Genomic DNA, 12,354 nt, shown 5'->3' on the forward strand with positions numbered 1-12,354 from the left:
CAGATGGTAGAGGAAATGGGGGAAGTCGTTGCAGTTGATAATGGCTGGATAACGGTTCAAACCCAGATAAAATCGACCTGTAATGCGTGTCATGCAAACGATGATTGCGGGACCGGTATCGTCGCGCGAGCGTTGGCTCCGAAGGTAGAAGCGTTGCGTTTTAAAACGGATTTACCGGTTAGTGTAGGCAGTAGAGTGAGATTGGGTATACAAGAAGATGCCTTATTGAGTGCTTCCTTTATGCTGTATATGTTGCCTTTGATCATACTCATCATATCGGTGATGCTGTTTTCCCACTTACTGCCGATGTTCCAACTTGAGCATGAAGGCTGGGTATTATTGGCTACGGTCTTAACATGTTTGTTTAGTTTCTCCCGCTTATCGCGCCATTTAAAGCAACGTGAACAACAACATTACCAGCCTCAATTACTGGGTGTAGTGCTAGACCCTCCGTCTCAGGGCAACATATCCTAGCTTTCCTGCTCAGTAACGAGTAAAATTCAGCAGTTTTTGAGTCTCTCAAATATCCTTTTCAATTTTATCAGGTAGTTTCAAACGCAATGCAGCATAAGCATATACGTAATTTTAGTATCATCGCTCATATCGACCACGGAAAATCCACATTATCCGATCGACTTATTCAAACATGTGGTGGCCTCAGTGATAGAGAAATGGCCGCACAAGTACTCGATTCTATGGATTTGGAACGTGAACGTGGTATCACCATCAAAGCACAAAGCGTGACGTTGAACTACACCGCGCTAGATGGCGAAACCTATCAATTGAATTTCATTGATACGCCGGGGCATGTCGATTTCACGTATGAAGTATCTCGCTCTTTGGCTGCGTGTGAAGGCGCGCTGTTAGTTGTTGACGCTGGTCAAGGGGTGGAAGCGCAAACGCTTGCTAATTGCTATACAGCGATTGATATGGATATGGAAGTCGTGCCAATCCTTAACAAAATCGATTTGCCTCAAGCCGAACCTGAGCGGGTAGCGGAAGAAATAGAAGACATTGTGGGTATTGATGCCATAGACGCGGTACGTTGTTCCGCAAAAACAGGTGTCGGTATTAGTGACGTTTTAGAAGAAATTGTGAAACGTATACCTCCTCCGGAGGGCGATATTGACGCGCCGTTGAAAGCGTTGATTGTTGACTCTTGGTTCGATAACTATCAAGGCGTTGTGTCATTGGTTCGTATCGTTGAAGGTTCATTATCGAAAAAAGATAAGATCCAAATAATGTCAAACGGGCAGGTTCACCAAGTGGATAAAATTGGTGTGTTCACGCCAAAAGCGCTTGAAACGAATGAACTTAAAGCCGGAGAAGTGGGCTTTGTTATTGCCGGTATTAAAGAAATTCATGGTGCTCCGGTTGGCGATACTATTACGCTAGCGCGCAACCCTGCTGAAAAGCCACTGCCTGGCTTCAAAAAAGTTAAACCACAGGTTTATGCCGGTGTATTCCCTGTCAGCTCTGATGATTATGAAGATTTTCGAGATGCCTTGGCTAAATTGAGCCTCAATGACGCCTCGCTGTTTTACGAGCCAGAAAGCTCTGCAGCTCTGGGCTTTGGATTCCGTATTGGATTCCTGGGTATGTTGCACATGGAAATCATTCAGGAACGTTTAGAGCGTGAATACGATCTTGATCTGATCACGACAGCGCCAACGGTAGTGTATGAAGTAGTTACCACCAAAGGTGAAACTTTTCAGGTAGACAACCCGTCGAAGTTACCTGCAGTGAATGATATCGATGAAATTCGTGAACCGATTGTTGAAGCGCATATTCTTGTGCCGCAAGAGTATTTAGGCAACGTAATAACGTTGTGCGTAGAGAAGCGGGGGATGCAGGTCAACATGACGTATCATGGCAAGCAGGTCGCGTTAACCTATGATTTGCCTATGGCCGAAGTGGTTTTGGATTTCTTCGATCGATTGAAATCAACCAGCCGTGGATTTGCTTCATTAGACTATAACTTTAAGCGATTTAATGCAGCCGATATGGTGCGCTTGGATATTTTGATTAACGGCGAGCGCGTTGATGCACTAGCCGTCATCACTCACCGAGATAATGCACAGCATCGTGGTCGCGAGCTAGTGGATAAGCTTCGTGAGCTTATTCCACGACAGATGTTTGATATTGCGATACAGGCTGCAATTGGTAATCACGTGATTGCGCGCAGTACGGTTAAGCAATTACGTAAAAACGTTATCGCAAAGTGTTATGGTGGTGACGTGAGCCGTAAGAAGAAGCTTCTTCAGAAGCAAAAAGAAGGTAAAAAACGCATGAAGCAAGTCGGTAATGTCGAGTTACCGCAAGATGCGTTCTTAGCCGTGTTGAAAGTAGGTAAGTAATGGCCAATTATTTCTCATTGATTTTAGTACTGCTAACCGTGTTATCGGGTGTTATTTGGTTAGTCGATGCCCTTTTTTTCGCAAAGAAGCGACAATTGCAGGTGGCGACTGGCCACGTATCAGTGAGTGAAGCTGGCGTAATTGATGAGCCGGTTAAAGATCCTTATGTAGTGGATACCGCGAAACAAATATTCCCGGTGATTGCTTTTGTGTTGGTGTTGCGCTCTTTTATCTATGAACCTTTTCAGATCCCGTCTGGCTCAATGATGCCAACCCTTTTAGTAGGGGATTTTATCTTAGTTGAGAAATTCGCCTATGGTTTAAAAGATCCGGTTGTTCGTCATAAATTTTTAGAAACGGGCAAGCCGGAACGTGGCGACATTGTGGTGTTCAAATACCCAGAAGACACAAGTATTGATTATATTAAGCGCGTTATTGGCATGCCCGGTGACACGATCGAATATCGAAATAAGCAGATTTTCATAACCCCAGCGTGTGAACCCGGCAGCGAGTGTGCAGACACCTACGCGGTGCCACTGACCTACGTGAGTAATGATGAGTTTGTGCAAGATATGACGCGATTAGAACGTTACAGTGAAAAGCTAGGTAACGTGACACATGATATTTTGCGTAATCCACAGCGCATGATCCATCCATCACGTTTTTATCAGCAACCGGGTACGCGTTTGAACCAATGGATTGTTCCTGAAAATGAATACTTTGTAATGGGAGACAATCGCGAGAACAGCACAGACAGTCGCTTCTGGGGATTCGTAAAAGATGAACATTTAGTAGGGCAGGCCGTTGCGATTTGGATTAGTTTTGAGTTTGAACGCAGTGCCGACAGCTTCTTACCTCAATGGGTTCCTACAGGCGTTCGATTTAACCGTGTTGGTGGTATCGAGTAAGCACATTTGATGTGTGCAACATTCGGGATAAATCTTGATGACAGATATTCAAGCGGCTTCAAAGCATATTGCAAAACACGTCGGTTATTCGTTTACCAACGTTGAATTGTTGCAACAGGCGTTGACGCACAGAAGTGCTGCTAAAGATCACAATGAACGACTAGAGTTTCTGGGGGACGCCATTTTAGGCATGGTAGTCGCTCGCGCTCTGTTTGAACGCTATCCTGATATACCTGAAGGTAAGTTAACGCGCATGCGCGCGAGCCTTGTTAAAGGCGAGACGCTGGCGCAAATAGGAAAAGAATTTGCCCTGGGAGATTGGATTTTACTCGGCCCGGGGGAACTTAAAAGCGGTGGTCATAGGCGCAGTTCAATCATCGCAGACGCGGTTGAAGCTATATTTGGCGCCATTTATTTGGATGCGGATGTGGCAGTGTGTGAAGAGGTAATTTTAAACTTGCTTGATAATCGTATTGAGCAGTTAGACCCCAATGCACATCCGAAAGATCCTAAAACCCAATTACAAGAATACCTGCAGTCGCGCCGTTTGCCGTTACCCGAGTATGAAGTGACCAACATTGAAGGCAAGGATCATGCTCAAACATTCTATGTTGATTGCAACGTCAATAATGTCGACCAGACAACCAGTGGCATCGGGAGTAGTCGTCGAAAAGCTGAACAGCATGCTGCGCAACTGATGTTAGCGCATATCAATACGAAGGTATCCTAATGTCAGAACACGCAACACGCTGTGGTATGGTGGCAATTGTAGGCCGACCCAATGTCGGCAAATCAACACTTCTAAACCAATTGTTAGAGCAAAAAGTCAGCATTACCTCTCGTAAGCCACAAACGACTCGTCACCGGATTTTAGGTATTGATACACGCGATAATTGTCAAACTATCTATGTCGATACACCCGGTCTGCACAGCGAAGAGAAACGAGCCATTAATCGCGTAATGAATAGAGCTGCCTCAAGTTCTTTAGGCGAGGTCAGTTTGGTCCTTTTTGTCGTAGAGGGGACGCGCTGGACAGAAGATGATGAGATGGTGTTAAACAAGATCCGCCAGTCTAAATTACCCTGCTGGTTGGTCGTCAACAAGATTGACAAAATCGAACAAGAAAGCGCACTAATAGAGCAGCTACAAACACTGAATAAAAAGTTTGAGTTTCAGCACACTATTCCGGTGTGCAGTAAGTCAGGTAAAAACGTCGACACATTGCGTAAGCTAGTCATAGATGCGCAGCCAGACAGTGAGTTTTATTTCCCTGAAGATTACATTACCGACCGTTCTAGTCGCTTTATGGCAGCAGAGATCATCCGCGAAAAACTAATGCGATTTACCGGCGATGAGCTACCTTATTCCGTTACTGTTGAAATCGAACAGTTTCTGCAAACGGACAATGGCATGTTAAGGATAGGTGGCCTTATACTGGTAGAACGCGAGTCACAAAAACGCATGGTGATCGGAAAAGGTGGTTCCCACCTTAAGAAAATCGGTGCAGAAGCTAGAAAAGACATGGAAAACCTGTTCGATAGCAAAGTGTTCTTAGAGCTGTGGGTTAAAGTTAAAAGCGGGTGGGCCGACGATGAGCGAGCGTTGCGCTCACTGGGATATACAGACAACTAAGGCAATAATATGAGCGATCTGGCGAGTATTCGTAGAAGTTACAAGCAAGGGCGTTTAACTGAGCAGGATCTTACTAACGATCCGATAGACTTGTTTAACCGCTGGTTAAAAGACGTGGTTGACAGTCAAATCCCTGATCCTACCGCAATGACTGTGGCAACAGTGGATGAACACGGACAGCCATCACAGCGCATAGTACTGCTCAAAGATGTCAGCAATGAAGGTTTTGTGTTTTTTACAAACCTTGGCAGCCGTAAAGCCAGAGAACTCAAGCAAAACGCTAAGATCTCACTGCATTTCCCTTGGTACTTACTGGAACGGCAAGTTCGCGTGTGCGGTGAGGCCATACCTTTATCGCGCAGTGCCGTGGCGAAATACTTTTTATCTCGGCCAAAAGAGAGCCAATTGGCAGCATGGGCATCGAAACAAAGTCAGCCCATCTCAACGCGTGAACTGTTAATGACCCAGTTTTCACAGTTAAAGCAGAAGTTTGCCGAAGGAGAAGTTCCCGTGCCAGACTTTTGGGGAGGCTATCGAGTTAAACCACACCTCATTGAGTTTTGGCAAGGAGGCGAACACCGTATGCATGATCGGTTTGAATATACGCTCGATTTAGAAGGCCAATGGCAAACACAGCGCCTAATGCCCTAATCGATAGTCACTGCCACCTTGATTTAGACGCATTCGACAGTGACCGTGATGCGGTCATGCAAGCAGCGCAGGCTGCCGGTGTTATGCGTATGCATATTCCCGGTACCATTGCGTCTCGATGGGACGCATTATTAGCGGCCGCACAACAGCCGGAAATCGACATTTCGTTGGGGTTGCACCCTTATTTCTTGGATAGCATATCACAACAGGATTTGGCGACTCAGTTGCAGCGACTTGATGCATTGCTGAGTGAGCATACCCAATCCATTAGCGCAGTGGGGGAATGCGGGCTAGATGCTGTCATTGTAGTCGATATAGCACGTCAACTAGCGGTGTTTGAGCGTCATGTTCAGTTGGCGCAAAATCATCAAAAGCCATTGATAGTACACGCACGCAAAACACACCATCTCATTCATCAACGCTTATCTGAGTCACGTTTTGTTGGGCGCGGCATTATTCACGCCTTCTCCGGATCGATAGATTTGGCCAAGCAATATGTTGAGCGAGGATTTCTATTAGGTATCGGCGGCACTATTACATATCCACGTGCGCAAAAAACACGAGACGCGATTCGCCAGATAGGCTTGGACGCGATTGTCTTAGAGACCGATTCGCCCGATATGCCGCTGTGTGGTTTTCAGGGGCAAAGGAATACGCCTGCGCAAGTCGTAAAGGTTGCGCGTACAGTGTCAGAGTTGCTTGAGGAAGATTTCACTACAGTGTGTCAAAAGACCAGCAATAATTATCTAGCGCTGTTTGCCTAGTCGTTGCTTGGCGCGTAATTGTCTATGAAAGCGAAACCGTAATTTGTAGAACGCTCGTGTAATATACAGTGCGCCTAAAGCCGCAAGTATCATAAATACAATGCGTTGTTTGTTGAGTTGTTCTTGATACTTATTGTGATGTGCCATGACACTTTGAGGGTCAAGTTCAACTTGCAGGTAGCCAATGATTTGCTTCTCCGGGTTAGTTGTATCTGACGATTCACTCTCCGGCAAGGACGAATATGTTCTTTCAATATTGGCAACAAAGGTAAGGGGGGACTGTTTTTGCTGTTTGAAGAAAGCGACAAAGCCATCTTTATAGCCAACGTTAGCTAGCACTCTCCCTCTGAAATCATAAATACTGGCTGCTGTTACATGCGGATCTGACAATAACTGCTCAAGCGATAGTTGAAGCGATGTAGAGTCACTCTCTTCGACAAAATGTGTCAAGTCTAGGGCCTTTTGCTGGACTAGACTTCTACCTAATTGCTGGGCTTGTACTGAATAAAATTGTGTTGTTTGTGTTTTGTTTACCCACCACAAGTTTGCACCAACAGCTACGCCTATGGTGATTAATAATAAGTTCGCTATACGCTTATAGACGGTATAGGTGCTGTGGGTTTTTATAGCCAAACATCAACTTCCGCAAAACAAAGACATCACATTAAGCTAATCAAGAATAATTGCCAAGGGTTGTTTCAAGTTACATGCGCATTCTGTAGACTCTGCTAAACCAGCGATTTGTTTAGAATTTATAGCAGTGAATGTCGACAATTTAGTGACTTTTTCTCTCCAGTCAGAGCATGAGCTTTGCAGCTACGTTAGTTTTCAATCTATGGTCGAACCATCGATTGGCGACATGTTTTTCACTCTGACCGAGTCTGGCGCTTGGAAATCCTGTAAGGACCTATCAGCGAGGCAGTCATTGGATTGGTTGCACGTCGTTATTGATGCGCCGACTTGGGCTTTGGTGAGCGAAATTTATCGTGAGATCTTTGACATTTGCAGCATAGCCGGATTTTATGTTCACCCACTAAGTGATTTTAACGTAGCGAGAGTTGGACTTGTTTTTCCGTTATCGGGAGCGCTTAGTGAAAGCGAGCAGCAACTAGTGATGTCGATTGCGACGCGTTATGGTATCGATCTTTCGATAACAGCTAATGCACCGACTCTTGCCCAGCCAGGTCTTTTGGTGATGGACATGGATAGTACGGTTATTGCGTGCGAATGTATTGATGAAATAGCGAAACTTGCTGGTGTAGGAGAAGCTGTTTCTGAGGTTACCGAACGGGCGATGCGCGGAGAGCTTGATTTCGCTGAAAGCTTGCGTTCGCGAGTGGCTTGTTTGAAAGGTCTACCTGTGGAAACACTGCAACAGATAAAGCATCGACTGCCGATTATGCCGGGTCTCGTTCGATTGTTAAATGTACTACAGCAAAAGGGCTGGCGCACTGCAATCGCATCAGGTGGGTTCACCTACTTTGCCGACCATTTACGTCAGCGCTTTGGTCTTGATGATGCGGTTGCAAACGTATTGGCACTTGAAGGCAATACATTGAACGGAGAGGTCGAGGGCCGAATAGTGGATGCTAATGTGAAAGCTGAAACGGTATCGTCGCTGGCACAAAAATGGCAAATTTCACCACAGCAAACGGTGGCAATGGGTGATGGTGCAAACGATTTAGTTATGATGAATACGGCCAAGCTAGGCGTCGCTTTTAAAGCTAAACCTATCGTTCAACAACAAGCTGATACGAATATCCAGTGGGGTGGGCTTGATACTGCGTTAATGTATTTGCGTTACTGACGCAACAATGCCTCTATATTATCGGTTTCGACCACTATACTGCTGGGCGAGCGGTAATTATCACTGATTTGCTGGCTATTAAAACCGTACCGGTACATCACTTCATCAGTGATATCAATGAGGTTACCCATTGCTCCGATATTCCAAAGTTGCTCTTCCAGCTCTTTGGCGCGGTGAATGGCATAAACACTGACGTAGTTAAACTCTGATTGCAGCAGTTCTAAATCGGGTCTTCCTGTGAGTGCCATATACACATGTAAAGCAATGAATTGTCCACTTCTTAGCGCACTATGGATAAATTGTTCCCGTTGAGTGTTGTCGAGGAACTGTTCCGCAAAGCGAGGCTTAATTGCTTCGTTTAATTCGGTTGCTGTCGGGTTAAAGGCGATAAATAACTCACGGTGCAATGGATTCGGTTCAATTCGCAATTGTGTTATTGCTTCTTGAATAAATGAATATTCTCTTGAGCGGTCACGATACAAAAATTCAAGGTTAAATTGTCCGGGTTCCGCGAATTGCTCACCAAGTTTGGCAATGCGGGAACTTTGTCCATGATCAATTACTGTGTCAGGCACATATTGGCCTTGTTCTTTGCGAATGAAAAAGGCAATGTTCTCGACATTTTTCGCATACATACAGCGCAGAGCATGACCAATGCCTGGAATTTCTTCATCATCTGCGTAAGCCTTCATGCGGCTTTTATTATGTTTTATTAAATCTTCGAAGAACAATTTAGCCACATTACCGTCTTCGTTAATGACCTTTAGATGAAGGACGTTGCGATCATTGCTGATATTGATCACGCGGTATTTTAGGTTGTCTAGCGAGTATTTCTTGGTGATTTTTTGCAGATGAGGAAATGCTAAGACAATACGACTGTTAATGTCACCATGAAAAAAGCTATCGAGCTCAATGCGAAGCCCTTGTACTGAGACATCCTCGCTGACTCCCGATAATGTGATGTCATCAAATTGAATTTCAACGCGTGAGCGCAATTGGTAACGGGTCTCGACACGTTGTTCCAAATATTTAAAACGGAAGGTCTTTACATCTGCAGGTGGCTTATTGCGCGGGTGACCGAATATTTTCAATTTGGCTAATTCAGAACGCTTTATCGGTTGTCGCTCATAGCACTGCTGACCCCATTCAGAGGTAACGTCGGTGACTAATAAAATATGTTTTAAATTTTTCAGCCTCGCCATTAAGCGGGGGGCCGGTGGGTTGTTTTGACGTTTTACCGCGTCACTGACTGAATCTGGGATCGACAACGGCACATGGGCTTGCTCAGGCGTAACATCGGTCAACTGAAGTTTAAACACTCGCCAACTGACTTTTCGAGCGCCGAAGCCGAGAAATACAGAACGTAAACTGTGGTGACGATCAAGTTCATCCATACTGGCCGAATAATAGTAAATTTTGCCATCTTTTACGTGCGTAAAGGTAAAGACAAAGCATTCGCGCTGGCCCTGCGGCGCTTCAGCGATATTGGCAACTCGATCATGGTTACACAGATAACCAATACGGAATTTGTCTAATTCGTCAGTCCAATATTGTATGGTGTTTCGATTAGCGTCATTGAGCATGGCGTAACGCGGTATATAGCGTTCTTCTATGCAGTCGATAAAAATCGGCAGCGAAGGAAAACGCGGGGTGTAATACTGCTCGCACGTTTTGCTTTTGATGGCAGCCAAGGTGTTGTCCATATTCACTTTGTAACGACGTTTGTTACCGTGAATAAATTTCTCTAAGAAATCGTCGAATTGAGGATTTTTGTCTTCTGCTAAGCGCTTTAAACGCAGACGCTGTTCTTTTTGAATACGCTCAATTTCAACGATTTGGTAACTGATACCGTGACGCTTGTCCAACGCATATTCTGCTTCCATGCCGCGAAAGTAGACAGATAGCTTTTCGTTAGGCTTAAACAAATAGTCTGAATTGAGTTTTACTCGCATACCCGAGCGAGAAATATCGATACTGGTGGCTAGAACACTATTGTTGTGTTCAGTGAATAGCTCCAGTGCAACCGCATAATTCATGCGTTCATCGTCACGCTTTGGATAGGCCATTAAAGTGGTTAATGGCGCAATGTACCGTTCAGACGGTTGTTTTTGTGTCGTGATTTCATCAAGGGGAGCGTTTTCAGCTTCTTCTCGCATCAACTTTAAGTTGTTTTCAGTGCGATGCACAGCTTCATATACGCCGAGTGTGTATTGCCCAAATATGCGCACCTGTTGTTCAAATGCTTCGCGAGCGATGCTGTCTAAGTAATGCTGGCGTCCTTCATGTTCATAAAGCTCACACTCGCCATCTACTTTGCCGCGTAAATCGATGACACGGATACACGGACGCGCCAAACGCTTGAGCTCCATTTTTAATAGAAAGCGTCTGTCTCGGCTTAGATGGCTCGCAACCTGATTGAGAACCTGATTAAATTCAGGTTCATTGATCATGGGTTTCAATCGCTCAATCAGGTCACTGTATTCTTTTATATCTGGGCTCATTATGCTTGTTAAATAGGCTGCCTTTAAAACAAATGTGATAGAGCAACGGGATTAAATCCTGTAATCTTTATCGGCAAATTATTCATCTACACCAGTGACATAGCTAAATTCTTTTCACTGGGCAATAAAACCGAAATAAACCAACGTGAGATTTCATGGCTAAACGAAAAACCGCATATGTTTGTTCTGACTGTGGCGCGGAGTACCCGCGATGGCAAGGTCAATGCAACGATTGTAACGCATGGAACACCATCTCAGAGGTCGTGTTGGCACCCAGCAATCATTCCGGTTCCCGTAATCTAAGTGGTTATGCGGGACAAACGCAAGCACAAATTACGCCCCTAAACGAGATTGTGTTGACCGATCTACCGCGTTTCTCTTCGTCGTTCCAAGAGTTAGATCGAGTGCTTGGCGGAGGGATTGTTCCCGGCGCCGCTATGTTGATAGGCGGGTCACCCGGAGCGGGTAAAAGTACCTTGTTACTACAGGTCATGTGCGCGCTCGCTCAATCGATGAATACCTTGTATGTGACCGGCGAGGAATCTTTGCAACAAGTTGCATTGCGCGCGGATCGGTTAGGTTTGCCTAAGGATAAACTATCGCTTCTGTCAGAAACTAGCGTCGATACGATTTGCGATTTAGCGTTAAAGCATAAACCACAAGTGATGGTAATCGATTCCATCCAAGTGATGCATGTGGCCGATGTGCAATCGGCACCGGGGAGCGTTTCGCAAGTGCGAGAAAGCGCTGCATTCTTAACGCGTTTCGCCAAGCAAAACCACATTGCCATGTTTATAGTGGGGCATGTGACGAAAGAGGGACACTTAGCCGGCCCTAAAGTATTGGAGCACTGTATCGACAGTTCGATGATGCTGGATGGCGACAGCGACAATCGCTATAGAACGCTTAGAAGTCACAAAAATCGTTTTGGTGCGGTCAACGAACTGGGCGTATTTGCGATGACGGAGACAGGTTTAAAAGAGGTAAAAAATCCGTCGGCCATTTTTTTAAACCGTCACGATGTAGAGTCACCTGGAAGCAGTGTTATGGTGGTTTGGGAAGGTACGCGCCCCTTGCTAGTAGAGCTCCAAGCGCTGGTTGACTACACCCAGCTTAACAATCCCAGAAGAGTCGCGGTGGGATTGGAGCAGAATCGATTAGCGATGTTGCTCGCTGTATTACACCGACATGGCAATATACAAATGAATGATCAAGATGTTTTTGCCAATGTAGTGGGGGGGGTACGTGTTAGTGAGACCGGCGCCGATTTGGCCTTATTAGTCGCTATGGTGTCGAGCTTTAGGAATCGACCTCTCGCACGGGATTTAATCGTTTTTGGTGAAGTGGGATTGGCCGGAGAAATACGTCCAGTTCCGAATGGCACAGAGCGTTTGACTGAAGCCGCTAAGCATGGCTTTAAACGTGCAATCGTGCCATTTGCCAACCGACCCAAACAGCCGATACAAGGAATTGACGTTATTGGTGTAAAGCGTTTGGAAGAAGCCATTGAAGCGTTAACCTAAAAGCGTATCTCAGATATTGGCGCTCATCAGTATTTGGCACTGAAGTCGCCGATTTTAGGCTGTATCTGTATCCTTTTTGCTACATTTTTACCCGTTTGTACCGATATGTACTAGTCTTGGATGTATTGCTGCGATGTAAACAATCTCAGCGTATTTATGGGTACCTTAAGGCCTTGTGTGAATGTTCTTGTATGTTACTACGTGAGCGCAA

At 45.4% G+C, this 12,354-nt stretch carries 11 protein-coding genes; 9 read left to right on the top strand and 2 right to left on the bottom strand.

Annotated features, from left to right (window positions below; all coding sequences use genetic code 11):
• Positions 1 to 3: 3 nt before the first annotated feature.
• The 7 genes from CSH93_RS11210 to CSH93_RS11240 all read left to right on the top strand — a co-directional run bounded on the left by CSH93_RS11210 (position 4) and on the right by CSH93_RS11240 (position 6,312).
• Positions 4 to 474 (top strand): SoxR reducing system RseC family protein, encoded by a 471-nt coding sequence (locus CSH93_RS11210; RefSeq protein ID WP_100643311.1) that lies wholly within the window; start codon positions 4 to 6, stop codon positions 472 to 474.
• 86 nt (positions 475 to 560) lie between these two features.
• Positions 561 to 2,357 (top strand): translation elongation factor 4, encoded by a 1,797-nt coding sequence (gene lepA / locus CSH93_RS11215; RefSeq protein WP_100643312.1) that lies wholly within the window; start codon positions 561 to 563, stop codon positions 2,355 to 2,357.
• Positions 2,357 to 3,265 (top strand): signal peptidase I, encoded by a 909-nt coding sequence (gene lepB / locus CSH93_RS11220; protein ID WP_100643313.1) that lies wholly within the window; start codon positions 2,357 to 2,359, stop codon positions 3,263 to 3,265. Before lepA ends, lepB begins: the two co-directional genes overlap by 1 nt.
• A 37-nt stretch (positions 3,266 to 3,302) precedes the next feature.
• The gene (gene rnc, locus CSH93_RS11225) at positions 3,303 to 3,995 is read left to right on the top strand and encodes a ribonuclease III (RefSeq protein ID WP_100643314.1); all 693 of its coding nucleotides are present in this window, start codon (positions 3,303 to 3,305) and stop codon (positions 3,993 to 3,995) included.
• The gene (gene era, locus CSH93_RS11230; protein WP_100643315.1) at positions 3,995 to 4,897 is read left to right on the top strand and encodes a GTPase Era; all 903 of its coding nucleotides are present in this window, start codon (positions 3,995 to 3,997) and stop codon (positions 4,895 to 4,897) included. The genes rnc and era overlap by 1 nt, the downstream gene beginning before the upstream one ends.
• Before the next feature lie 9 nt (positions 4,898 to 4,906).
• A complete protein-coding gene (gene pdxH, locus CSH93_RS11235; protein WP_100643316.1) occupies positions 4,907 to 5,548 on the top strand; it encodes a pyridoxamine 5'-phosphate oxidase in 642 nt (213 codons plus the stop codon).
• Positions 5,521 to 6,312: a TatD family hydrolase gene (locus tag CSH93_RS11240; protein ID WP_100643317.1), complete on the top strand. Its 792-nt coding sequence runs from the start codon at positions 5,521 to 5,523 to the stop codon at positions 6,310 to 6,312. Before pdxH ends, CSH93_RS11240 begins: the two co-directional genes overlap by 28 nt.
• Here CSH93_RS11240 and CSH93_RS11245 read toward each other — a convergent pair.
• The gene (locus tag CSH93_RS11245) at positions 6,295 to 6,945 is read right to left on the bottom strand and encodes an AhpA/YtjB family protein (RefSeq protein ID WP_100643318.1); all 651 of its coding nucleotides are present in this window, start codon (positions 6,943 to 6,945) and stop codon (positions 6,295 to 6,297) included. The two genes, CSH93_RS11240 and CSH93_RS11245, sit on opposite strands and share 18 nt — an antisense overlap.
• 145 nt (positions 6,946 to 7,090) lie before the next feature.
• On the opposite strand from CSH93_RS11245, the gene serB reads away from it, so the two are divergent.
• A complete protein-coding gene (gene serB / locus CSH93_RS11250; protein ID WP_240615576.1) occupies positions 7,091 to 8,119 on the top strand; it encodes a phosphoserine phosphatase SerB in 1,029 nt (342 codons plus the stop codon).
• Here serB and CSH93_RS11255 read toward each other — a convergent pair.
• Complete coding sequence (locus CSH93_RS11255; RefSeq protein ID WP_100643320.1) at positions 8,113 to 10,620, bottom strand: PilZ domain-containing protein; 2,508 nt, start codon at positions 10,618 to 10,620, stop codon at positions 8,113 to 8,115. The genes serB and CSH93_RS11255 overlap by 7 nt on opposite strands.
• A 155-nt stretch (positions 10,621 to 10,775) precedes the next feature.
• Between CSH93_RS11255 and radA the strand changes: the two genes are divergently transcribed.
• On the top strand, positions 10,776 to 12,143 hold the full coding sequence (gene radA, locus CSH93_RS11260; RefSeq protein ID WP_100643321.1) for a DNA repair protein RadA: 1,368 nt from the start codon (positions 10,776 to 10,778) through the stop codon (positions 12,141 to 12,143).
• Positions 12,144 to 12,354: the final 211 nt, after the last annotated feature.

Origin of the sequence: Neoalteromonas facilis (genome assembly GCF_002807665.1) — a bacterium.
Classification (GTDB): domain Bacteria; phylum Pseudomonadota; class Gammaproteobacteria; order Enterobacterales; family Alteromonadaceae; genus Alteromonas_E; species Alteromonas_E facilis.

Bases quoted from the DNA above. Each gene is read 5' to 3' on its own strand.
- CSH93_RS11210 (WP_100643311.1), top strand. From the start codon at position 4: ATGGTAGAGGAAATGGGGGAAGTCGTTGCAGTTGATAATGGCTGGATA.
- lepA (WP_100643312.1), top strand. From the start codon at position 561: ATGCAGCATAAGCATATACGTAATTTTAGTATCATCGCTCATATCGAC.
- lepB (WP_100643313.1), top strand. From the start codon at position 2,357: ATGGCCAATTATTTCTCATTGATTTTAGTACTGCTAACCGTGTTATCG.
- rnc (WP_100643314.1), top strand. From the start codon at position 3,303: ATGACAGATATTCAAGCGGCTTCAAAGCATATTGCAAAACACGTCGGT.
- era (WP_100643315.1), top strand. From the start codon at position 3,995: ATGTCAGAACACGCAACACGCTGTGGTATGGTGGCAATTGTAGGCCGA.
- pdxH (WP_100643316.1), top strand. From the start codon at position 4,907: ATGAGCGATCTGGCGAGTATTCGTAGAAGTTACAAGCAAGGGCGTTTA.
- CSH93_RS11240 (WP_100643317.1), top strand. From the start codon at position 5,521: ATGGCAAACACAGCGCCTAATGCCCTAATCGATAGTCACTGCCACCTT.
- CSH93_RS11255 (WP_100643320.1), bottom strand. From the start codon at position 10,620: ATGAGCCCAGATATAAAAGAATACAGTGACCTGATTGAGCGATTGAAA.
- radA (WP_100643321.1), top strand. From the start codon at position 10,776: ATGGCTAAACGAAAAACCGCATATGTTTGTTCTGACTGTGGCGCGGAG.